Raw genomic sequence first — 21,950 nt, 5'->3', positions numbered from 1 at the left:
TGGCCCCATCATAGCCCGGGGCCGAACGCATTTCAGCCTCGGCCGACGCGCACGACCATCTTGCCGATGTTGGCCCCGTGCATCATGTCGAGGAACGCCGCGGGGGTGTTCTCGATCCCCTCGACGACGGTCTCGTCGTAGATGAGTTCACCAGAGCGCACCCAGGGCGTGACCTCGGCCGCGAACTCCTTGAAGTGCTCGTTGTAGCGGTTCACGGTGAAGCCCTGCAGGGTGAGGCCCCGCTTGATGAGGTTCGCGAGGTTGCGCGGCCCGGGTGCCGGTTCCGTCGCGTTGTACTGCGAGATCATGCCGCAGATGGCACCGCGGCCGCCGTCGCGGAAGGCCCCAAGCGCGGCCTCGAGGTGCTCGCCGCCGACATTGTCGAAGTACACGTCGATGCCGTCGGGCGCCGCCTCGCGCAGGCTCTTGCGCACGGGACCTTCCTTGTAGTTGAACGCGGCATCGAAGCCGTAGCGCTCCGTGAGCGTGCGCACCTTCTCCTCCGAGCCCGCCGAGCCGATGACCCGCGAGGCCCCGGCGAGCCGGGCGATCTGCCCCACCGAGCTGCCGACCGCCCCCGCAGCGCCGGAGACGAAGACGATGTCGCCCTCCCGCAGTCGGGCGATCTTGCGCAGGCCGACCCAGGCGGTGAAGCCGGGCATCCCGAGCGCCCCAAGGTAGACCGACGGGGTGATGCCCGGAATCTCCTCGACCTTACGGAAGGCGGATGCCTCGCCCTGGGCGACATCACGCCAGCCGAGCGAGTGCAGCACAAGGTCGCCAACGGCCAGCCGTTCCGAGTTGCTCGCGACGATGCGGCCGACGGCCCCGCCCTCCATCGTCTCGCCCAGCACGTAGGGCGGCACGTATGACTTCACGTCGTCCATGCGGCCGCGCATGTAGGGGTCGACGGAGACGAACTCGTTCGCGACGCGCACCTCGCCGTCGCCGAGTTCGGGCAGGTCAACCGTGACGGTGCGGAAGGTGTCGTCCGTGGGCCAGCCGCTCGGGCGCTCCGCGAGTTGGATCTGGATGCTCTTGGAATGGTCGGGTGATGCCACGATACCTCCTGTCGGTGGGGTCCGGCGCTGGACCCGTATCGACGCTAGCATTCACACCGACCAGCCGGTATGAGTGCGTCTGCTCAGGCGCGCGCTTGCGCGATCGCATCCTCTGCCGCGACCCAGGCGAGCATGGCGCACTTGACCCGCGCGATGTACCGCGAGACTCCCCCGAGCGCGGCCGCGTCACCGAGGAGCTCCTCATCGGGCTGGATCTTGCCGCGCGAACGCATGGCCGTGCGGAAGCTCTCGATGCGCCGGCCAAGGTCATCGAGTGACATGCCCTCCCCGACCATCTCGCTGAAGAGCGACGCCGAGGCCTGCGAGATGGCGCAGCCGTGGCCCTCCCAGTGCACGTGGGCCAGGCCGTGCTCGTCGACCGCGATCTCGAGCGTGACCTCATCGCCGCAGGTCGGGTTGAGCTGGTGCGAGCTCCCGTCGGCATTGCCGACGAGCCCAAAGCCGATCGGCTGGCGGGAGTGGTCCAGGATGATCTCTTGGTAGAGGGACTGCAGTTCTGAGGAACTCACGGGCGCACTCCGAAGAAATCGCGGGAGTCGGCGACCGCCTCGATGAAGCGGTCGACCTCCTCCTCTGTCGTGTAGATGTAGGTGCTCGCCCGCGTCGATGACGTGACACCGAGGCGACGATGCAGGGGCTGGGCGCAGTGGTGGCCGACGCGCGCCGCGATACCCCGGTCATCGAGGAACTGGCCGACATCATGCGAGTGGATGCCGGCAACGTCGACGCTCGCGAGGCCGACTCGCTCGGCGCCCGCCGCTGGGCCGAGCATCCGCACGCCCTCGATCCCGGCAAGGCCGTCGGCGAGCCGAGCGCCGAGGGTGGCCTCGTGGGCCGCAATCCTGTGCATGCCGACGGCATCGAGGTAATCGATCGCGGCCGCGAGGGCGACCGCCTGGGAGACGCGCTGCGTGCCGGCCTCGAAGCGCTGCGGCGCGGGGAGGTACTCTGCGCGCTCCATCGTCACGGTCGTAATCATGGAGCCGCCCGTGAGGAAGGGCGGCAGCGCATTGAGCAACTCGCGGCGCCCGTAGAGCACGCCGATACCGGTCGGCGCGAGCATCTTGTGCCCTGAGAAGGCCATGAAGTCGACGTCGAGTGATGCCACGTCGACGACCATATGGGGAACGGACTGGCACGCATCGAGCACCGTGATCGCCCCGACCTGGCGGGCGCGGGCCACAATGCGCTCGACGGGACTGATGCTGCCGAGCACGTTGGACACGTGCGTGAAGGCAACAAGCCGCGCACGTTCCGTGATGACCTCGTCGAGCCTGTCGAGCATGAGCTCCCCCGCGTCATCGACGGGAATGAAGCGCAGCGTCGCCCCGGTGCGAGCCGCGAGTTCCTGCCAGGGAATGAGGTTCGCATGGTGTTCCTGCTCGGTCACGACGATCTCGTCTCCGGCGCGCAGGCTGACCTCGTCAGCCCCGCCGCGCGCGCTCGCGGCCGAGATGCCGTAGGCCACGAGGTTGATGGCTTCGGTCGCATTCGAGGTCCAGACGACCTCATCCTCCGCTGCGCCAATGAAGCGCGCGACCGTCGCCCGGGCATCCTCGAAGCGTTCCGTCGCGAGTGCCGCAAGCGTGTGGGCACCGCGGTGCACCGCCGAGTTGTGCCGCTCATAGAACTCCCGTTCGGCATCCAGCACCTGCCTCGGCTTGAGCGAGGTGGCGCCGGAGTCGAGGTAGGCGAGCGGATGCCCGTTGACCTCCTGCTCGAGGCTCGGGAAGTCTGCGCGGATTGCGCTGACCTCGGCGGGGGTCAGCGCTTGGTTTGTCGGTGTCGCGGGGGTGATGGTGGTCCTGCTCTCGGTCGTCGCTTCCAGCCTATGCGCACCTGAGTATCGCCGCAGAGATCGCCCATCCAGATGATGTCGTCCAGAATCCTCGCCACCGCATTGCACATTCCAGGAGCGATCGCCCTCGGCCTCGGCGCCGTCGCGCTTGTCGTCGGTTTCATCAAGCGCGCTCCGAAGAAAGGTGAGCAGGCGGGGATCACGCGCGAGCGGTGAGTCGCGACATCGTAGGCGAATCCACCCGAGAATTGGACCTGTTATTGAAATGTGACATTCGACAACGGAGGCATTCGCGGCCGAGAGACTGCCGTCGCGATATGGGCGCGATCGCGAAAGTGACCATGACTCCACACTGCCGGTTGCGCGACCCCCGCCGATCGCCGCGAGCATGGGCGAGGAGGCGGTGTCACGCAGCAGCCCGAAACGCCGCATGGAGCGGTCGAATCGTCCTGTTTTCGCGGCGCCCCGAAGCCCTCGCTAGCACGCATCACGCGAGCCAGCAAGGTTCGTTCAGACCCCGGCGAGTCGCCGCCCGCGCAGCCCCAGAGGGGTGGCATCCCGTCGGAGCCCGTGCGTATGGTGGGGGCCCATCACCACTTCGGGTCGGGTCTGTCTGCGTCTCCCTAGTCCGCAGACGAGGTTCGTCCTACACGACCGAATGAGGAGCATGATGAACAAGCGACGGAGCCAGAAAGCTCGTCTAGCAATCGCCACGACGGGGGTCGCGGCACTCGCACTCACCGCGTGCAGCGGAGGAGGCGGCAACGGCGGTGACTCCGACGAGGACCTGCTGGCAACGCTTCAGGAAGACGGCACCATCACCGTCGCCATCGCCGATGAGCGTCCCTATTCTTGGCTCGACGGCGACGAGCCCACGGGGGCGACGATCGCCATGCACGAAGAGATCTTCGGCAACATGGGGATCGACAACGTCGAGGTCGTGCAGGTCGACTGGAATTCCCTGATCCCCGGCCTCAACGCGGGCCGCTTCGACGCGGTCAGCGCCGGAATGTCGATCCTCCCCGACCGCTGCGCGCAGGCCGCGTTCAGCGACCCCGAGATCATGTACACGACCGCACTCATGGTTCCCGAGGGCAACCCCAAGGGTCTCAGCGACCTCGACTCGGTCGTTGACGCGGGCGACGTGAACCTGGCCGTCCTCGCGGGTGGCATCGAGGCCGGCTATGCCGATGCCCTCGGCATCACGAACGTGCAGAGCGTTCCGGACGCGCAGTCCGGCATGGACGTCGTGGCCAACGGCCGCGCCGACGCCTTCGCGATGACCGCGATCTCCCTCAACTGGATGGTCGAGAACAACCCGGACGCAGGCGTGGAGACCACCCAGGCCTTCGTGCAGGAGATCGACGGCGTCGAGCAGGTCGGTGCCGGCTCGACCGTCTTCCGCAAGGGTGACACGACGCTGCTCGATGCGTACAACGAGGAGCTCGCGAAGATCATGGACAGCGAGGAGAAGTACCTCGAGCTGGTGGGCGAGTACGGCTTCACGAAGGAGAACATGCCCCCCGCTGACCTCACGACCGAGATGCTCTGCGCGGGTGACCTGGGCTAATCGCCTCTCCCATGGATAGCAATATCGAAGCGCTGGTGGCGGCGCTGCCGAGAATCCTGGATGGCGTGTGGATCACAATCCAGCTCACCCTCGGCGGCGCCGCGCTGGCCATGGTCATCGCAGTGGTCTTCGGGATCCTTGCGCGCAGCCCGAGGACACTCGTCCGCGGCTTCGCTCGCACGGTCATCGAGTTCTTCCGCGGCACATCACTCGTGGTCCAGATCTTCTGGTTCTTCTTCGTCCTGCCGCAGCTGGGCGTCGAACTCCACCCCATGGCCGCGGGCATCCTCGCGCTCGGGCTCAACTACGGCGCCTATGCCGCCGAGGTCGTTCGCGGGTCAATCAACTCCGTGCCTACCGGGCAGTGGGAGGCAACGACCGCGTTGAGCATGACGAGGGCCCAACGGATGCGCCGGGTGATCTTCCCGCAGGCGTGGGCGCTCATGATCCCGTCACTGACGAACCTGCTCATCCACCTGCTCAAGGGCACGGCCGTCGTCGGCACGATCACGATCGCCGACCTCACGTTCCGCCTGGATTCGCTCCAGCGCGACACCAACACCTTCTTCGCCTATGGATTGGGTCTCGTCATCTACTTCGTGCTCGCCTACGTCCTGACGCTCATCATGAATGCGCTTGAGGTGCAGGCGAAGCACCGCCTCGGACGCGGAGAGTCGCTCAAGGAGGCCCTGAGCCTCCGCTCCCCCGATACGGGAGTCGCAGCAGGAGAGGCGGCCAGGTCATGAACGAGTTCTGGAACTGGGACCTCGCCTTCGAAGCCCTCCCCCGGCTCTTGATGAGCTTCCTCACGGTGACCCTCCTGGTCACGGTGGTGAGCACGGCAATTGCCGCCGTCCTCGGCCTCGTCCTCGCGATACTCCGGATGTCGCTGCCGAAGCCGCTCGCCATGATCCTGAAGTTCATCATCGACTTCATCCGCATGACGCCCATCGTGGTGCAGTTGATCTTCGCCTACTTCGCGTTCACCAGCATCACGCCGCTGACGATCGGCATCATCATCTTCGGCATCCACTACGCCACCTATATGGCGGAGGTCTACCGTGCGGGCATCGAGTCCGTGCCGAAGGGCCAGTGGGAGGCGACGACAGCCCTGTCGATGTCGCGCACCCGCACGTGGGTCGCCGTGATCATCCCCCAGGCTGTCAGGGCCACCGTGCCGGCCCTCGGCAACTACGCGATCTCGATGTTCAAGGAGACGCCGTTCCTCCTCATGATCGGCGTCGTCGAGATGGTGCAGGCAGGGCTCATCTTCGGGGGCAACAACTTCAAGTACATCGAAGCAATCACTCTTGCCGGCGTCATCTTCCTGCTCGCCAGCTACCCGACATCGCTTCTCATCGGCAGATTGGAAAAGCGCCTTGCCTTCACACACTGACTCCCCGAACGGCGGGAACGCACCCGCCATCAGATTCGTCGACGTCGAGAAGCGATTCGGCGACACCGTCGTGCTCGACGGCCTCAACTTCACCGTCAACAAGGGCGACCGCGTCACGCTGATCGGCCCCTCGGGGTCTGGCAAGACGACCATCCTGCGCCTCGTCATGACGCTCGAGGAGTTGAGCGGCGGCTACATCTATATCGATGGCGAACCGCTCAGCCATGACAACGTCGACGGCAAGCGAGTCGAACTGAGCGAGAAGCACAAGAACGAGATCCGCAAGCGGATCGGCATGGTCTTCCAGCAGTTCAACCTCTTTCCCAACATGACCGTCATGGAGAACATCATTGAGGCGCCCGTGCATGTGCTCGGGATGTCGAAGGATGATGCCAAGGAGAAGGCTCGCGGCCTCCTGCGGCAGGTGGGTCTCGCCGACAAGGAGGACGCCCACCCGCTCGAGCTCTCGGGTGGCCAGCAGCAGCGCGTCGCGATCGCGCGGGCGCTGGCGATGGACCCCGAGATACTCCTGCTCGACGAGGTGACCTCGGCACTCGACCCCGAGATCGTCGGCGAGGTGCTCGGCATCCTGAAGCACGTGGCCGACACGACCGACATCACGATGCTGATCGTGACCCACGAGATGCAGTTCGCCCGCGACGTGTCGAACCGCATCCTCATGTTCGACGGTGGCCGCATCGTCGAGGAGGGCACGCCCGAGGAGTTCTTCACGAATCCGAAGGAGCAGCGCACACGCGACTTCCTGCAGGCGGTCGTCGCCGACCCGATCACGGGAGCGCTCCCCTGGCAGGCCGGCCCCGCAACGCCGACCCGGGATGGTGACACGCTCTGACTTCCCCCGACAGCGTCATCCGGCCCCCGCGGATCGGCGACGGTGCCGCTATGTGGCGCATCGCGCGCGACTCGCAGACCCTTGACCTGAACTCGTCATACGCCTACATCCTGTTCGCGCGTGACTTCGCCTCGACCTGTCGCGTCGCCGTGGTCGACGGCGAGATTGCCGGCTTCGTCATCGGCTACCGGCGGCCGGAGACCCCCGACACCGTCTTCGTCTGGCAGGTCGCCGTCGACGAGGCGTTCCGCGGGCTCGGGCTCGCCGGGCGGATGCTCGACAGCCTCGTCGAGGACGGCGTCGCCGACGGTTCCATCCGCATGCTGGAGACCACCATCACGGATGACAACCCGGCCTCGCAGAGGACCTTCGCCTCCTTTGCCGCGCGCTGGGGCGGGGCATCCGTCACGGTGCGGCCGCTCTTCGAACGCGACCACTTTCCCGAAGAGGGCGAGCACGAACCGGAGCCCCTCTATGAGATCGGCCCCCTGGCCGCCCAGCACTGAAGACCATCACCCACCCATCGCCTCGACCGGGGCGTGGCGTGCACTCCGCACGACACCACACAGGAGGAGAACACGGAAATGTCTACATCCACTCATCTCGAGTCCCAGGTGCGCAGCTACTCGCGTTCCTGGCCCGTCGTCTTCGACCGCGCCGTCGGCAGCACCATGTACGACGAAAGCGGTCGCGCCTACCTCGACTTCTTCGCGGGGGCCGGTGCCCTCAACTACGGGCACAACAACCCCGTGCTCAAGAAGGCACTCATCGACTACCTCAGCGACGACCGCGTCGTTCACTCGCTCGACATGTTCACGAGCGCGCGCAATGACTTCCTGCACACCTTTTCCGAGGTGATCCTCAAGCCGCGGGGCCTCGACTACAAGGTCGTCTTCCCCGGGCCCGGCGGCGCGAACGCGGTCGAGGCCGCGCTCAAGCTCGCGCGCAAGGTGACGGGTCGCGAGTCGGTCATCAACTTCACGAATGCGTTCCACGGCATGACGCTCGGCGCGCTCTCGGTGACGGGCAACTCGCTCAAGCGAGGTGGGGCCGGCGTGCCCCTCGTGCACGCCACCCCCATGCCCTACGACGACTACTTCAACGGCGATTACCCCGACTTCTTCTATATGGAGCGCCTCCTCGACGACAGTGGCAGCGGCCTCAACACCCCCGCCGCCGTTATCGTCGAGTCGGTGCAGGGCGAGGGCGGCATCAACGCGGCCCGCGCCGAGTGGCTCCGCCAGCTTGCCGAGGTGTGCCGCAACCACGGCATCCTGCTGATCCTCGACGACATCCAGATGGGCTGCGGCCGCACGGGCGACTTCTTCAGCTTCGAAGAGGCTGGCATCGTTCCCGACATCGTCTGCCTGTCGAAGTCCATCAGCGGCTACGGCCTGCCGATGGCACTCACGCTCGTGAAGCCGGAGTTCGACATCTGGGAGCCGGGCGAGCACAACGGCACGTTCCGCGGCATCAGCCCCGCCTTCGTGACCGCCGCCGAGGCCATCCGCACCTACTGGCAGGATGACGAGCTCAAGAACTCGACGATCGCCAAGGGCGCCAAGGTCGAGAGCCGCTTCAATGGCCTCGTCGCCCGCTATCCCGAGCGCGGCCTCATCGCCAAGGGACGCGGCCTCGCCCGCGGCCTCCAGTTCGCGACGGGCGACCTGGCTGATGCCGTGTGCCGCGAGGCCTTCGAGCGCGGCCTCCTCATGGAGACCTCAGGGCCTGAGGGTGAGGTCATGAAGATCCTCCCCGCCCTGACGCTGAGCGACGCCGAGCTCGAGCAGGGGCTCGCCATCATCGAGGCATCCGTCGCTGCCGTCCTCGACAACCCAGAGCTGACAGCATCCGAGACAGAGAAGGAGACGACGAGCGCATGATCGTTCGCACGATTGACGAGATCACCGATACCGAGGCCGATATCAAGACCGAGAACTGGCGCAGCAAGCGCATCGTTCTCGCGAAGGAGAAGGTCGGGTTCTCGGTGCACGAGACGACCCTCTATGCCGGCACGGTGAACCAGTTCTGGTACGCCAACCACATCGAGGCCGTCTTCATCGTGGAGGGCGAGGGCGAGATCACCGACCTCGCGACGGGAGAGACGCACCAGCTGGGCCCCGGCTCGCTCTACCTGCTCAACAACCACGACAAGCACGAGGTTCGCCCGCGCACCGAGATGCGCACCGTCTGCGTCTTCAACCCGCCCATCACGGGCCGCGAGGTGCACGACGAGAACGGTGTCTACCCGCTGGTGACAGAGGTAGCCTGACCGGCACACACCGCACGGAACAACGACGAAGGAGGAGGAATGTCAATGACCACGACGACCGCCGAGGACCTGTTCCCCACACGGCTCGCCGAGCCGAGTGACATGATCGAGCGCACACAGCCCGCCGTCTGGGGGTCGCCCGCCGACGGCCCCTTCACCGCGGATGAACTGGGAAAGCACGAGGAACGTGGCTTCACGATCCTCGACGACTTCATCTCGAGCGACGAGGTGCAGCTCTACAGCGACGAACTCGACCGCCTCGCGGCCGACGAGTCCCTGAAGGGCGACGCCCGCCTCATCACGGAGCGGGCGACGGGCGCCGTGCGATCCGTCTTCCAGGTGGAATCACTCAGCGCGCCGATCGCCGCGCTCGCCCGCAGCCCCAAGGTGCTCGACCGCGCACGCCAGATCCTCGGCTCCGAGGTCTACCTGCACCAGACGCGCGTCAACTACATGCCCGGCTTCAAAGGCACAGGCTTCTACTGGCACTCAGACTTCGAGACCTGGCACGCGGAGGACGGCATGCCCATCCCGCGCGCCGTGAGCCTGTCGATCGCCCTGACCGACAACTACCCCTACAACGGCGGGCTCATGGTGATGCCGGGCTCGCACAAGACCTTCGTGCCGAGCGTGGGCGAGACGCCCGACGACAACTACAAGGAGTCGCTCAAGGCGCAGGAGGCCGGCGTGCCCAGCCAGGAGGCCGTCACGGAGCTGGCTCGCCGCTACGGCATCGACCAGTTCACCGGCGCCGCAGGTTCCGCCCTGTGGTTCGACTCGAACATCATGCACGGCTCGGGCAGCAACATCACGCCCTACCCGCGCTCCAACGTGTTCCTCGTCTTCAACAGCGTCGAGAACACGCTTCGTGAGCCCTACGCGGCCAAGTCGCCGCGGCCGACGCACATCGCGAGCCGCGACTTCACGCCGCTGCGCTGAGTCGCCTCACGCGAGATGGCTGGGGTCGGATGCCGCGGCATCCGGCCCCTTCGTCATCTCACGCCATAGGGCCGCCGTCTGGGCCGAGACGTGCGGGTCGTGGGTCTGCTGCCAGTTGCGCCCACCTCGACGGAAGGTGAGCTGCACGGCGGGCGGCACGCTCGCTTCGGGGACTGGCCGCGCCACCCACTCGCACGGCCGCACGTGCACGAGGTCCACGTCGCGGGCTTCGCGGGAGTCATCGTAACGCCACGGACCGGCCAGCCGACCGAGCCAGGCGAGACCGTCAACGTCTCGCGTCCATATATAGGAGCCATCGGGCGCATCGGCGAAACGCTCGAGGCGGCGGGCGACCCGCTCGTCATGTTCCGTTGCGACGGCGGCCGCGGCATCGACGAGGCTCGCGGGCACCTGTGAGAGGCGTCCGCCAACGCCGCAGACGCCGATTCGGAGGGCGCGTTCGACGGCGATGCCGTCGGGCACGCTGTCATCACGCGAGCGCATGGGTGCCCGGTACACGTCGGGGTCGGGTGGCGTCATGAGGCAATCCTGCCCCAGCGCGTGTACCCCAACGTGCCCTCTTGTCCCCCGATAGCATCGACAGGATGAAGAAGGCTTGGCTGGATCGCGCTGTCGGCGTCGTGATCGCCGTGGTCATCGGGGCCGCCGCAGTGCTGCTGTGGTTCGCGGTCTCATGGACCGATCCGGAGGCAGCGGAGCCTCCCGCGCACGGGCTGGTCCTCGGCATCTGGGACCTCTTCTACGTAACCTCCGCACCGTCGGCTCGCGTACTCCTGGCAGCGGTGGCGCTCGCCCTGCTCGCTGCCGGGCTCATCGCTCTCCTCGAGCATCAGGCGACGAGCAAAGCCCGCCGTTCGCTCGACGACACCAGCACTCCCCTGTCGGCACGGGTGATCATGGCCGAGACGCGCGGGCGCTACGACGGTCCGGTCACGGTGACCGTCATGATCCCCGCCCACAACGAACAGGCGACCCTTCCCGCCACACTCACCTCGCTCCGCAGGCAGTCGCACAGCCCTGATCGCATCATCGTCGTCGCGGACAACTGCACGGATGCCACCGTCGCCCTCGCGCGCCAGCACGGCGTCGAGGTGATCGAGTCTCGCAACAACCGGCACAAGAAGGCCGGCGCCCTGAACCAGGCGCTGCAGCTCGTGCTGCCGGAGCAGGGGCTGAACGACGTTGTCATGATCATGGACGCCGACACGACACTCGACGACGGCTTTCTCGCGGCCGCGGTCGACGCCTTCACGCGGGACCGCGCCCTCATGGCGGTCGGCGGCCTCTTCTACGGGGAGGAGGGCAGTGGCATCCTCGGCCAGTTGCAACGGAACGAGTACATCCGGTACTCCCGCGAGATCCGCCGACGCCGCGGCCGCGTCTACATCCTCACCGGGACGGCCTCCCTTTTCAGGCCAGTCGCGCTGCGGACCGTCGCCGCCAGTCGCGGAACGAGGATCCCGGGAACCCCTGGAAATGTCTACGACACGGCGGCGCTGACGGAGGACAACGAGCTCACGATCGCACTCAAATCGCTCGGGGCCCTCATGATCTCGCCCCGCGAATGCACGGTCGTGACCGAGGTCATGCCGACATGGCGGATGCTCTGGAAGCAGCGGCTGCGTTGGGAACGTGGAGCGCTCGAGAACATCGGGTCCTACGGTGTCTCCCTGCAAACGGTGCGGTACTGGGCGCAGCAACTCGGCCTCGGCTACTCAGTGTTCGCCTTCGGGCTGTTCCTCGTCTTCATGGCGCTCACACTGCTCGCTGTCGACACGTGGATCTGGTTCCCGTTCTGGCTCGGGATGGGCCTCGTGTTCCTTGTCGAGCGAGTGGTGACCGTGTGGCACGGCGGCCGCTCCGCACGCCTCCTGGCCTTGTCGTTCTTTCCTGAACTCATCTTCGACCTCGTGCTGAACGTCATCTACGTCAAGGGCATCATCGACATCACACTGGGCCGGCAGGCGACGTGGAATCATGTCGACCGGGGCCAGCGGAGCACGCCGGAGGTGTCGAATGCCTGACATTAGGATCGGCATCCTCCTGCCGGAGTCCTTCCTCTACTCCGAGGTCTTCGCCGTCATGTCGACCGTCGTCGCCATCAACACCATCATCTTCGTCGCCCTGGCCGTCGCGAAGATGCTGCCCAGGATCTACCTGAGTGACCTGTACACGAGCCGGAATCGTCGCACGGAGACCCGCAGCATCCACCCCGACGACCCCGTCTGACACCGAACTCGGCCTGGACGCACGAATGCCCTCGGCAGGTGGCCGAGGGCATTCGCGCCGCACGCGCGGTGATGCGCGCGTGCCGAATCAGGTGAAGAGACTGACACCACCCGGCCCGACCAGCAGGCCGACGACGATGAGGACGATGCCCCACAGCAGCTGCCTGCGAACGATCGCGACGATGCCGGCGATGACGAGGATTGCAGCAATGATCCAAAGGAGGGTAGCCATGTGCTGTTGCTCCATTCCCCCGCGGCTGCCGCGCCCGGGTCTGGGCACGCAACTGAGCGGGTATCTGTTTTGTCGGACGCTACCCGCGCTCCCCATCTGGCGGCTCAGACGTTCAGCTAACATTCAGGTTTCGGAGACGCGGCACGCCCCGCGCACGGGAGAATAGGGGCACGATGAAAAACACCGACGAGATCAACGAGTGGCTCAGCGAGCTGAAGTCCGAACGCAAGAGCCTCGTGACGAAGCAAATGGTGCTCGGCAACACGGGGGCAATGGGCGCGCTCACCTGGGTGCTCGACACGAAGGCCGATGACGAGGCCGTGCGTCTCAAGATCAACGAACTCGAAGTCAAGCGCAACGAGAGCATGGCTGACGAGATGGCCGGGGTCGGCTATGGCGCCATGATCGAGGCGCTCAAGTGGGTACTGCGCCCCCAGTAGTCGCTACGGGGTGACCGTGCGGGACTCATCCCACGGAACGCCCCAGCCGAGCGCGTCGAACATGTTGGACAGCACGATCGCCGTGAAGCCCCACACAAGACGCTCGCCCACCTGGAACGCGGGTGTCGTGAAGCTGCGGCCCTCGATCCGGTGCACGACCGAGCGTCGATTCTCCGGATCGAGCAGGTCGGCAACCGGCATGCGGAACACGTCGACCGCCTCGCGATGGTCGATCGCCGCGACATCCGAGGGCCTGGTCCACCATGCGGGCACGGGAGTCACCAGGTTGTGACTGACCGCGAGCGGCAACTCCGGCAGGGTGCCCAGGATCTCGACGCCGGCCGGGTCGAGCCCAGTCTCCTCCACGGCTTCGCGCAGGGCCGTGGCCGTGACATCCGCGTCCTGTTGCTCGACGCCGCCACCGGGGAACGAGATCTGCCCCGGATGATGCCCCATCGTCGCGGCGCGACGCTGCAGGAGCACATCGAGGTCACCCGCGACGGTGCCCGTTGCACTCGCGGGCACAGCGTCGAGGCGTCCAAAGAGCACGAGCACCCCTGAGCGACGGGCCCGTGAACGATCGAAGTCGAAGCGCGAAGCATCCATGCGCCATTTGAAGCCGCCGTCGCAGAGCCGCCGCAGCTGCGCGCGCGCGTCATCCATCTCGGGCATGTGGTCAGCCTACCCAGCGGACGCCGCAGCGCCCTTTCTGCAAATTTGCTCCGCACGCCAGTGCCCGGCGGGAGGTACCGTGCCCCGAACGACGTGAACGATGATGCTCCGAGCGAAGGGATCGATGCGATGCGAGCGATGGTGTACCGGGGGCCATACAAGGTGCGGGTCGAGGAGAAGGACATCCCGAGGATCGAGCATCCCAACGATGCGATCGTGCGGGTCACGCACGCCGCGATCTGCGGTTCAGACCTGCACCTCTATCACGGCATGATGCCCGACACCCGCGTCGGAACGACCTTCGGCCACGAGTTCATCGGCGTCGTGCACGAGGTCGGGCCTTCGGTGCAGAACCTCAAGCCAGGCGACCGCGTCATGGTGCCATTCAACGTCTACTGCGGCTCCTGCTACTTTTGCGCGCGTGGCCTCTACTCGAACTGCCACAACGTCAACCCCAACGCGACCGCGGTCGGCGGCATCTACGGCTACTCGCACACCTGCGGCGGCTACGACGGAGGCCAGGCCGAGTACGTGCGGGTTCCCTTCGCCGATGTGGGCCCCTCGATCATCCCCGACTGGATGGAGGAGGAGGACGCCCTCCTCATGACCGACGCCCTCGCCACCGGGTACTTCGGTGCCCAACTCGGCGACATCGTGGAGGGCGACACCGTTGCAGTGTTCGGAGCGGGCCCCATCGGGCTCTACGCCGCGAAGTCCGCTTGGCTCATGGGCGCGGGCCGCGTCATCGTGATCGACCACCTCGACTACCGGCTCGAAAAGGCGCGCACCTTTGCCCACGCTGAGACGCTCAACTTCAACGAGTACAACGACATCGTCGTCGAGATGAAGAAGACCACGGACTACCTGGGGGCGGATGTCGCGATCGACGCCGTCGGGGCCGAAGCCGACGGCAACCTGCTCCAGCACATCACCGCAGCCAAGTTCAAGATGCAGGGAGGCTCCCCTGTCGCCCTCAACTGGGCGATCGACTCGGTTCGCAAGGGCGGCACGATCTCCGTCATGGGCGCCTACGGCCCCATCTTCTCGGCGGTGAAGTTCGGTGACGCCCTCAACAAGGGCCTCACCCTCAACATGAACCAATGCCCAGTGAAGCGGCAGTGGCCGAGGCTCTTCGAGCACGTGCGCAACGGCTACCTCAAGCCGAACGACATCGTGACCCACCGCATCCCGTTGGAGCACATCGCCGAGGGTTACCACATCTTCTCGGCGAAGCTGGATGACTGCATCAAGCCCATCATTGTCACGGACGCCAGCTGAGAGGAACGAGACCATGCCATACACCGCACAGGCACCCGACCGTCGCGAGTCCACTGAAGCGCTGAAGGCGCGAATCCCCGGTTGGGGCGTCGACCTCGACCCGGCCGACCGACCCGCCTTCCCGCAGGAGCGCTTCGCCCCCGAGGCGACAGGCGCGCACTGGGACTTTCCCGAACGCCAGGCTGGGGCCGAAACGCGCGAGCGTTCCATCGAGCACCGTTTCGTCACGCCCGTCTTCGGCACCTCAGCACCCCTGCACGGCCTATCGGGCGCCATCCGCCGCTTCGCCTACGAGAAGTTCAGCGAGGGGCGCGCCGCCCACTGGCTCATCCTGATCGCGGGAGACCGAGTGGATGCTGCTGGCAGCCACCTGCGCTCGCTCTTCACCCTGCGGCCCGACAACCCCATCAGCGAGACGGGCATCAAGGCCGAGTTCACGCACGGCGGCTTCCGCTCCCGCTTCGGTCGGGGTCGCGCCGACAACCGGCACACCTGGATGGACCCGATCCTTGTCGCGGGGCCGTGGGTATTGGCCGGCATTGCCGCGTTCTCAATCGTGCGGCGCATCGCCAAGCGCTGAGACCTGAGGCGTGCTGGAGCACGTCCCGGCTCCGGTCGATCGCGCTCAGCGGGACCGCCGAGAGCGGGTCGTGCCCTTGCGGCACACTCTCACCTTGGGTTCCCAGCCACGGGCGAGCCGAGAGCAGGCATCCGGTTGGATGCCAGCGACCCGGTGGCATTCTGGGGAGATGGACGCGTCGAACGCAGCGAACGACGGCGCCGGCCTGCATGACGGGGTCGGCCTGCTCGCGGCTGGCGCAAACGTCATCATGCAGCTGTCGATGCTGCCCGTCGGCCGGGGTGTCGCCGAGAGTCGCGTCGAGAGCGGACGGGTCGACCGGCATCCGTTCAAACGTGCGCGAACGACCCTCACCTACCTGGCCGTCGCGACGGGCGGCACCGAGGATGACCGCCAGCGCCTGCGGCGGGAGATCAACCGCGTGCACGCGCAGGTGCGATCCCGGCCCGGAGACGAGGTCGCGTATGACGCCTTCGATGAGCGCCTGCAGTTGTGGGTGGCCGCCTGCCTGTACTGGGGCATGGAGGATGTGGCCGTCAAGATGCACGGCCCGCTCGGGGATCGCGCCGAGGACTTCTACCGCCGCGGCGCCGTCCTCGGCACGACACTGCAGGTGCCCGCCGAGGCGTGGCCGGACGGTCGCGAGGCGTTCGAGCGGTACTGGCAGCACGGGATCGCCTCGATCCGCATGGATGACGTCACGCGCGCCTACCTGCGGGGCATCGCGGATGCCACGTTCCTGCCGTTTCCGCTCGACCGCACGGCAGGCCCGCTCAACCGTTTCCTGACACTGGGCTTCCTGCCGGAGCAGTTCCGTACCGAGCTGGGGCTGCCCTGGAGTGGGCGGCAGCAGCGCCGCTTCGATCGGCTCATCCGCGTGGTCGCGGCGGTCAACCGGCGCATGCCTCGGGCGCTGCGGGAGTTTCCATTCAACGTGCTGCTTCGGGATGCGCGCCGACGCTGGCGCCGCGGCATCGCCGTTGTCTAGGGAGCGAACGCTCGCTACGCGGCGAGCACGCCGTCGCGTTCCGAGCGTTCGCCCGCGTCGACCCACTCGGCCTCGACCGTCGCCCAGCCGCAGTCGGGCTCGACGCATTCGATCACAAGGACGAGCTCGTCGCCGTCGGCCCAGAGGGCGTGGCCGGCGGATACCGTCTCAGCAGCGCATTCGGGGCAGTTCTTGATCTCCATGTTTCAAGGGTAGGGAGCACCACCGACATTGCCGTGATTGACGAGGCATGTCCCGCCTGTCGAGCCCAGGATCCAGCACTCTTGCGGCTGCCGCCGGTAACGTTGCTTAGATGACCACGCTCGACACCCCCACGCAGGCCGATACCGACGCCGCCAGCCCCCAGACGACGTTCTCCGATCTCGGCCTCAGTGACAATGTCCTGCGCGCCGTCAAGGACGTCGGCTACGAGACCCCCTCCGCTATCCAGGCCGCGACGATTCCCGTGCTCCTCACGGGTCGCGACGTCGTCGGGCTCGCCCAGACGGGCACCGGCAAGACCGCGGCATTCGCCCTGCCCATCCTTTCTCGCCTCGACCCGGCGCAGAAGACGCCACAGGCGCTCGTGCTCTCCCCCACTCGCGAACTCGCGCTCCAGGTCTGTGAGGCCTTCGAACAGTACGCGGCGCACCTCCGCGGCGTGAGCGTGCTCCCCGTCTACGGCGGCCAGGCCTACGGCGTGCAGCTCTCGGCCCTCCGCCGCGGCGTGCACGTCGTCGTCGGCACCCCGGGCCGCATCATGGACCACATCGCCAAGGGCACCCTCGACCTCTCCGAGCTTAAGTACCTCGTGCTCGATGAGGCCGACGAGATGCTCAAGATGGGCTTCGCCGAAGACGTCGAGACGATCCTCGCCGAGACGCCCGACGAGAAGCAGGTTGCCCTGTTCTCGGCGACCATGCCAGCCGCGATCCGTCGCATCTCGCAGAAGTACCTGCACGACCCCGAAGAGATCACGGTCAAGACCAAGACCACGACCTCCGCGAACGTCACCCAGCGCTACCTCATCGTCTCCTACCCACAGAAAGTCGACGCGCTCACCCGCATCCTCGAGGTCGAGAACTTCGAGGGCATGATCGTCTTCGTCCGCACCAAGAGCGAGACGGAGAACCTCGCCGAGAAGCTCCGCGCCCGGGGCTACTCCGCCGCCGCGATCAGCGGCGACGTCGCCCAGGCCCAGCGCGAGCGCACGGTCGGGCAGCTCAAGTCGGGCAAGCTCGACATCCTGGTGGCAACGGATGTCGCGGCGCGAGGCCTCGACGTCGACCGCATCAGCCACGTGGTCAACTTCGACATCCCCATCGACACCGAGTCCTACGTGCACCGCATCGGCCGCACGGGTCGTGCGGGACGCAGCGGAGCCGCGATCAGCTTCGTGACCCCGCGCGAGCGTCGGCTCCTCACGGCGATCGAGCGTGCGACGCGCCAGCCGCTCACCGAGATGCAGCTCCCGAGCGTCGAGGACGTGAACGTCACTCGCCTCGCCCGCTTCGACGACGCCATCACGGCGGCGCTGAGCGAGACGGGCCGCATCTCGGCGTTCCGCGACATCATCACGCACTACGTGCAGCACCATGACGTGCCCGAGCTCGACGTCGCCGCGGCGCTCGCGGTCGTCGCCCAGGGTGAGACGCCGCTTCTCCTCTCGAAGGAGGACGAGCGCCCCGCTCGCCAGGCGCGCTTCGAACGCGACGACCGGCCCGAGCGCGGAGAGCGTCGCGAGCCCCGATCGCGCGGCGGCAACTCCACCTATGCGCCGTACCGCATCGAGGTGGGCCGTCGCCACAAGGTCGAGCCGCGCCAGATCGTCGGCGCGCTCGCGAATGAGGGCGGCTTCAGCCGCGAGGACTTCGGTGCGATCAAGATCATGCTCGACTTCTCGATCGTCGAGCTGCCTGCCGACCTGCCCCGTGACGTGCTCGGCAAGCTCCAGAACACGCGCATCAGCGGCAAGCTCATCGAGATCGCCCCGGACCGCGGCCGCAAGCAGCGCCGCGACCGCTAAGCGCCGGGTCGCCTGCGGGGTTTCGGCGACACTCTTGCCCGACACGCCGTGCGGGAATTCTCCGGCACGGCGTGTCGCCCCAAAACTGCATCAAGAACCGCACGCGGCGTCAGCCGCCCAGCGCGGCCTCGAACTCCTCTTCGATGAGGTCCATGTTGACGGCAGCCCCTGCGGCTGATCCGGCTGCCAGCACCATGGGCACCGTCTCGGCGGGCCGCGCGACGTTGCCGACCGCCCACACCTTCGGGTTGCTCGTGCGTCCCGCCTTGTCGGTCCTCAGGAAGCCGCCGAGCTTGGATTCCTCGCGTTCGAGGGCGAGCCCGTCGAGGTATTCCTCGTTGGATTTCAGGAGGGGCGTCGTGAAGAGCGCGTCGACCGGGATCACATCCCCACCGTGCAGTTCGACGCCCGTGAGGCGATCCTCGCTCACGACGAGCCGCGAAGGCGGGCGTGACTCGACGATCACGCCCCGTGCCTGCAGGCGAGTCGAGACATCCACCGGCAGGTCCCCCGCTTCGGCATTGAAGAACACGAGGCTCTCACTCCATTGGCGCACGAGCAGTGCCTGGTGGATGCTCGCGGACGACGACGCGAGCACGCCCAGCCGTGCGCCTCTGAACTCCCATCCGTGACAGTAAGGGCAGTGCAGCACATCCCTGCCCCAGCGATCCCCCATGCCGGGCACGTCTGCGACGCCGTCACGACATCCGGATGCCGCGATCACCCGCCTGCCCAAGAAGGCCTCCCCCGCCGCGGTCTCGACGCGCAGGAGCTGGCCTTCCTCTGCCGCCGTCGTGACCGAACCGCGGTGCAGTGCAACCCCGTAGTGCCGGATCTCCTCGCGCCCCCGCTCGAGGTACTCGAGCGGGGAAAGGCCGTCGCTGCCGAGCACGCCGTGCATGTGCTCGGCGAAACGGTTCCTTGGCTCCCCCGCGTCGATCACGAGCACGCGCCGTCCGGCCCTGCCGAGCTGAAGCGCGGCGCTCAGACCCGCGGAGCCACCCCCAATGACGATGACATCCCACTGATTGCTGTCCACCAGCACAGGCTCCCCTCGGTCCCGGCCGCGCGCAAGGGGCGCAGTGCTCAGGGAGGAGTCACGCCGGGATGGTGATGATGCCGGTGTCGCTGCCCGAGGCGGCCTGGGCCGCGGTAGGTGCGCTGCGCGTCGGCTCGGTCGGCTCGGTATGGCCCTCAACGGCCATGTCGGCCCCGAGCGGTTCGCTCGCAAGGATCGGGATCGTGCCCGTCGCGGTCGACTCTGCCTCGGCGTCTGCCGGGATCACGACGATGGGCGTCGTGATATCGAACTTGCCGAGTTCGTCAGCGACCGGCGTGACGGGGATCGACCCGGTCGCAACATCCAGGTGTGTCTCGTCGAGGTTGGAGTGCGTCTCGTCGGCCGAGATGATCGGCACCGAGACGGTCAACGGCAGGCGGCGCCCGCGGCGCACGATGACGACGGATGCGATGGCGATCGGCAGCGCGACGACGCTCGGCGCGGCGATCCACAGCGAGCCGGCGAGCACGCCGTAGACACCCCACACGAGGTAGCTGCCCGTGAGGAGCCACTGTGTCGTCTCGGAGATGCCAGCAAGCCGAGCCGGATCGTTGCGCGCGCCCCAGGTGATCCTCGCCTGCGGGATCCACATGAGGATTGAGAACGCGGTGCCGATGAAACCGAGCGCGTTCACGACGATGCTGCCGATGTCCATAGGGCTGTTCTGGTCTTTCTGACGGTCCTGGGGAGAGCCCCCGAGTGGACGGATGTTGCTAGGGCATCGGCGATGTCTCGCACATCATACGCATGCAGACGGGCGCGAAAGAAGCCCCAGTTCCGCGACGCGCCGTGACCCTCGAAAACTGGGTATCAGGAGACGATCTCCCCCACCGCGGCGCGCAGCTGCTCCGGGCTGAGCAGCGCCTCCTGGCGCTCTCCGTTGATGAGCAGCGTCGGGGTCGAGGCGATGCCTGCGTCGCGTGCCTCGAGCGTGTTCTGCTTGATCCAGTTGGCGTAGCGTCCCGACTCGACACACTCCGTCAGCTCGTCTCCCCCGATGCCCTGGCCGTTGAGGAAGGTGGCGAACTGTTCGTTGTTCCAGGCATCCGTCGACGCGTCGTGCACCGCAAACAGTGAGGCGTGCGCTGTCGTCCAGCTCTCAGGCTCGTGGGCGGCGACGCAGGCGGCAGCACTGCCGGCCCGGATGCCGTACTCGCTCACGACGTTGATGGGGTGGTACTCGACCGCGACATCACCCTCGGCGATGAGCTCTTGCAGCGTCTGCCCCACGGCGGCCTCGTAGTCTTTGCAGTGGGGGCAGGAGAAGTCCTCATAGAGGGAGATCGTGACGGGCGCCTCCTCCGAACCGACGCGCACGGCCGTGCCCGCGATCTGGAATGGGATGTCACTCGTCTCTCCCACCGAGATGGTGGCCGTGTTCTCCGGGATCGCGACCTCCCTCGCCGCCCGGTTGCCCAACACGACGGCGATGACGATCGCTGCGACGACGACGAGCACGCCGAGGATGATGCCGCCCTGGATGAGGGCCCGACGGCGCGCTTCAGCCTTCTTCTCCCGCATGCGGGCCTCGTTGGCCTTCTGCCGGATTGCGAGCGTGCGGTCGTCCTTCTTGCCCATGCCCCCAAGAATATCGATGCCCAGATGTGAAGAGCCCCCGGTGCCGGGCATCGGGGGCTCTTCGCGTCAGAGGAGGATCAGGCCTCGCTCATGGCCGTCTTCTCGGCCTGGCCCTTCGCCGCGTAGTAGGCGGCACGAGCGGCGATGCGACGCTCCTGCTCCGCCTGGCCCGCGTCGAGCACGTCCTGCGGAACTTCGACGTTGGGCACGCGGCTGACCGCGTTGTACTTGGCCATGTAGGCGTCAAGCTCCTCGCCCGACTCCCACGAGGTGATCAGGCAGTAGCGCGGCTCGGTGCCGTTGTGCGCGACGGCGTGCCAGAGGCGCTGCGTGTCGACGATGATCTGTGCGCCGGCGGGAAGCGCGATGCGATACTCGACGCTCGGGTCGGTGCGGTTCTCGCGGAGGACGAAGTAGCTGTCCTTGTCATCCGTGAGGTTGAAGAAGCCACGAACGACCCAGCCCGTACCATCGGGGTTGAGGCGGTTGTTGTCGTCCTGGTGGAGGTTGTACAGCGCGTCCGCGTAGGTGTTGGGCAGAAGCTCGATCACGCGGCAACGACCGACGTTGGCGCCCGGCTCGAGGGCACGCTCGGTGAGCGTGGGGGCCTTCTCGACCTGCGACGGAATCCAGACCCCGTCCTTGTCGGTGCGGGGCGGCGTGTGGTTCCAGAACCCGTTGACCTCGATCTCACCCTTGGCGCTGGCCAGGGGGGCGAACCGAGTCTCACCCGAGGACTTCCAGTCGACATACTCGATGTCGAGCCATTCCTTGGGGTCGATTTCGCGGTTGTACTTGTCGAGGACGACGTAGCCGGTCTCTTCGAGCGCGGCGGACTTGATGTAACCCATGAGGTGGATCATCCCTTTCGTTGAGGGCCAGCACGTTTTAACAGGCCCAACTAAGGGCAGCCTAACATCCGGGGGTGAATAGACTC

26 protein-coding genes are annotated in these 21,950 nt (G+C 66.8%); 15 read left to right on the top strand and 11 right to left on the bottom strand.

Annotation, left to right across the window (positions count from 1 at the left end; all coding sequences use genetic code 11):
- Window positions 1-32: 32 nt before the first annotated feature.
- The 3 genes from FVA74_RS05375 to FVA74_RS05365 form a co-directional block, all read right to left on the bottom strand.
- Window positions 33-1,061 (bottom strand): NADP-dependent oxidoreductase, encoded by a 1,029-nt coding sequence (locus FVA74_RS05375; RefSeq protein ID WP_240792318.1) that lies wholly within the window; start codon window positions 1,059-1,061, stop codon window positions 33-35.
- Between the two features lie 83 nt (window positions 1,062-1,144).
- Window positions 1,145-1,591 (bottom strand): Fe-S cluster assembly sulfur transfer protein SufU, encoded by a 447-nt coding sequence (gene sufU, locus FVA74_RS05370; RefSeq protein WP_147721004.1) that lies wholly within the window; start codon window positions 1,589-1,591, stop codon window positions 1,145-1,147.
- Complete coding sequence (locus tag FVA74_RS05365) at window positions 1,588-2,880, bottom strand: aminotransferase class V-fold PLP-dependent enzyme (protein WP_240792344.1); 1,293 nt, start codon at window positions 2,878-2,880, stop codon at window positions 1,588-1,590. Before FVA74_RS05365 ends, sufU begins: the two co-directional genes overlap by 4 nt.
- Before the next feature lie 670 nt (window positions 2,881-3,550).
- Here FVA74_RS05365 and ehuB point away from each other — a divergent pair.
- The 8 genes from ehuB (at window position 3,551) to thpD (ending at window position 9,910) form a co-directional block, all read left to right on the top strand.
- Window positions 3,551-4,450: an ectoine/hydroxyectoine ABC transporter substrate-binding protein EhuB gene (gene ehuB, locus FVA74_RS05360; protein WP_240792317.1), complete on the top strand. Its 900-nt coding sequence runs from the start codon at window positions 3,551-3,553 to the stop codon at window positions 4,448-4,450.
- Between the two features lie 11 nt (window positions 4,451-4,461).
- Window positions 4,462-5,196, top strand: coding sequence for an ectoine/hydroxyectoine ABC transporter permease subunit EhuC (gene ehuC, locus FVA74_RS05355; RefSeq protein ID WP_147721000.1), 735 nt, complete (start codon window positions 4,462-4,464; stop codon window positions 5,194-5,196).
- A complete protein-coding gene (ehuD, locus tag FVA74_RS05350) occupies window positions 5,193-5,846 on the top strand; it encodes an ectoine/hydroxyectoine ABC transporter permease subunit EhuD (RefSeq protein WP_147720998.1) in 654 nt (217 codons plus the stop codon). The genes ehuC and ehuD overlap by 4 nt, the downstream gene beginning before the upstream one ends.
- On the top strand, window positions 5,830-6,699 hold the full coding sequence (gene ehuA / locus FVA74_RS05345) for an ectoine/hydroxyectoine ABC transporter ATP-binding protein EhuA (protein WP_147720996.1): 870 nt from the start codon (window positions 5,830-5,832) through the stop codon (window positions 6,697-6,699). Before ehuD ends, ehuA begins: the two co-directional genes overlap by 17 nt.
- Window positions 6,696-7,205, top strand: coding sequence for a diaminobutyrate acetyltransferase (gene ectA, locus FVA74_RS05340; RefSeq protein ID WP_255471459.1), 510 nt, complete (start codon window positions 6,696-6,698; stop codon window positions 7,203-7,205). Before ehuA ends, ectA begins: the two co-directional genes overlap by 4 nt.
- Window positions 7,206-7,283: 78 nt before the next feature.
- On the top strand, window positions 7,284-8,582 hold the full coding sequence (gene ectB, locus FVA74_RS05335) for a diaminobutyrate--2-oxoglutarate transaminase (protein WP_147720992.1): 1,299 nt from the start codon (window positions 7,284-7,286) through the stop codon (window positions 8,580-8,582).
- Window positions 8,579-8,971, top strand: a complete 393-nt coding sequence (locus FVA74_RS05330; protein WP_147720990.1) for an ectoine synthase — start codon at window positions 8,579-8,581, stop codon at window positions 8,969-8,971. The genes ectB and FVA74_RS05330 overlap by 4 nt, the downstream gene beginning before the upstream one ends.
- A gap of 45 nt (window positions 8,972-9,016) precedes the next feature.
- On the top strand, window positions 9,017-9,910 hold the full coding sequence (gene thpD, locus FVA74_RS05325; RefSeq protein ID WP_206022671.1) for an ectoine hydroxylase: 894 nt from the start codon (window positions 9,017-9,019) through the stop codon (window positions 9,908-9,910).
- Between the two features lie 6 nt (window positions 9,911-9,916).
- Here the strand turns inward: thpD and FVA74_RS05320 are convergent, their stop codons facing one another.
- Window positions 9,917-10,450 carry a GAF domain-containing protein gene (locus tag FVA74_RS05320; RefSeq protein WP_147720986.1) on the bottom strand — a complete coding sequence of 178 codons (534 nt, stop codon included), beginning with the start codon at window positions 10,448-10,450 and terminating at the stop codon, window positions 9,917-9,919.
- A gap of 65 nt (window positions 10,451-10,515) precedes the next feature.
- On the opposite strand from FVA74_RS05320, the gene FVA74_RS05315 reads away from it, so the two are divergent.
- Entirely contained in the window at window positions 10,516-11,955 is a 1,440-nt protein-coding gene (locus FVA74_RS05315; RefSeq protein WP_147720984.1) for a glycosyltransferase family 2 protein, read from the top strand.
- Window positions 11,948-12,160 (top strand): hypothetical protein, encoded by a 213-nt coding sequence (locus tag FVA74_RS05310; protein WP_168220069.1) that lies wholly within the window; start codon window positions 11,948-11,950, stop codon window positions 12,158-12,160. Before FVA74_RS05315 ends, FVA74_RS05310 begins: the two co-directional genes overlap by 8 nt.
- Before the next feature lie 87 nt (window positions 12,161-12,247).
- Here the strand turns inward: FVA74_RS05310 and FVA74_RS13585 are convergent, their stop codons facing one another.
- Window positions 12,248-12,391 carry a GPGG-motif small membrane protein gene (locus tag FVA74_RS13585; RefSeq protein ID WP_168220068.1) on the bottom strand — a complete coding sequence of 48 codons (144 nt, stop codon included), beginning with the start codon at window positions 12,389-12,391 and terminating at the stop codon, window positions 12,248-12,250.
- 173 nt (window positions 12,392-12,564) lie between these two features.
- Between FVA74_RS13585 and FVA74_RS05305 the strand changes: the two genes are divergently transcribed.
- Window positions 12,565-12,831 carry a hypothetical protein gene (locus FVA74_RS05305; protein WP_147720982.1) on the top strand — a complete coding sequence of 89 codons (267 nt, stop codon included), beginning with the start codon at window positions 12,565-12,567 and terminating at the stop codon, window positions 12,829-12,831.
- Window positions 12,832-12,834: 3 nt separating this feature from the next.
- On the opposite strand, the gene FVA74_RS05300 is transcribed toward FVA74_RS05305, so the two are convergent.
- Entirely contained in the window at window positions 12,835-13,503 is a 669-nt protein-coding gene (locus FVA74_RS05300; protein ID WP_147720980.1) for a CoA pyrophosphatase, read from the bottom strand.
- 129 nt (window positions 13,504-13,632) lie between these two features.
- Between FVA74_RS05300 and FVA74_RS05295 the strand changes: the two genes are divergently transcribed.
- The 3 genes from FVA74_RS05295 to FVA74_RS05285 all read left to right on the top strand — a co-directional run bounded on the left by FVA74_RS05295 (window position 13,633) and on the right by FVA74_RS05285 (window position 16,349).
- The gene (locus tag FVA74_RS05295) at window positions 13,633-14,781 is read left to right on the top strand and encodes a zinc-dependent alcohol dehydrogenase (protein WP_147720978.1); all 1,149 of its coding nucleotides are present in this window, start codon (window positions 13,633-13,635) and stop codon (window positions 14,779-14,781) included.
- A 13-nt stretch (window positions 14,782-14,794) separates the two neighbouring features.
- Window positions 14,795-15,361: a hypothetical protein gene (locus tag FVA74_RS05290; protein WP_147720977.1), complete on the top strand. Its 567-nt coding sequence runs from the start codon at window positions 14,795-14,797 to the stop codon at window positions 15,359-15,361.
- 169 nt (window positions 15,362-15,530) lie between these two features.
- Window positions 15,531-16,349, top strand: coding sequence for an oxygenase MpaB family protein (locus FVA74_RS05285; RefSeq protein WP_147720975.1), 819 nt, complete (start codon window positions 15,531-15,533; stop codon window positions 16,347-16,349).
- Window positions 16,350-16,363: 14 nt separating this feature from the next.
- Here the strand turns inward: FVA74_RS05285 and FVA74_RS05280 are convergent, their stop codons facing one another.
- On the bottom strand, window positions 16,364-16,552 hold the full coding sequence (locus tag FVA74_RS05280) for a hypothetical protein (protein WP_147720973.1): 189 nt from the start codon (window positions 16,550-16,552) through the stop codon (window positions 16,364-16,366).
- 110 nt (window positions 16,553-16,662) lie between these two features.
- Here FVA74_RS05280 and FVA74_RS05275 point away from each other — a divergent pair, with 110 nt between their 5' ends.
- The gene (locus FVA74_RS05275) at window positions 16,663-18,375 is read left to right on the top strand and encodes a DEAD/DEAH box helicase (protein WP_147720971.1); all 1,713 of its coding nucleotides are present in this window, start codon (window positions 16,663-16,665) and stop codon (window positions 18,373-18,375) included.
- Window positions 18,376-18,484: 109 nt separating this feature from the next.
- Here the strand turns inward: FVA74_RS05275 and FVA74_RS05270 are convergent, their stop codons facing one another.
- The 4 genes from FVA74_RS05270 to FVA74_RS05260 all read right to left on the bottom strand — a co-directional run bounded on the left by FVA74_RS05270 (window position 18,485) and on the right by FVA74_RS05260 (window position 21,864).
- Complete coding sequence (locus tag FVA74_RS05270; protein WP_168220067.1) at window positions 18,485-19,414, bottom strand: NAD(P)/FAD-dependent oxidoreductase; 930 nt, start codon at window positions 19,412-19,414, stop codon at window positions 18,485-18,487.
- Window positions 19,415-19,472: 58 nt separating this feature from the next.
- A complete protein-coding gene (locus FVA74_RS13580) occupies window positions 19,473-20,090 on the bottom strand; it encodes a hypothetical protein (protein WP_168220066.1) in 618 nt (205 codons plus the stop codon).
- 155 nt (window positions 20,091-20,245) lie between these two features.
- Window positions 20,246-21,013, bottom strand: coding sequence for a thioredoxin domain-containing protein (locus tag FVA74_RS05265; protein WP_168220065.1), 768 nt, complete (start codon window positions 21,011-21,013; stop codon window positions 20,246-20,248).
- A gap of 77 nt (window positions 21,014-21,090) precedes the next feature.
- A complete protein-coding gene (locus tag FVA74_RS05260) occupies window positions 21,091-21,864 on the bottom strand; it encodes a hypothetical protein (protein ID WP_147723074.1) in 774 nt (257 codons plus the stop codon).
- Window positions 21,865-21,950: the final 86 nt, after the last annotated feature.

The sequence above is a fragment of the Salinibacterium sp. dk2585 genome (assembly GCF_008001035.1).
In the GTDB taxonomy this organism is placed as follows: Bacteria; Actinomycetota; Actinomycetes; order Actinomycetales; family Microbacteriaceae; genus Homoserinimonas.
This window is presented reverse-complemented; position numbering and strand designations above follow the sequence as displayed.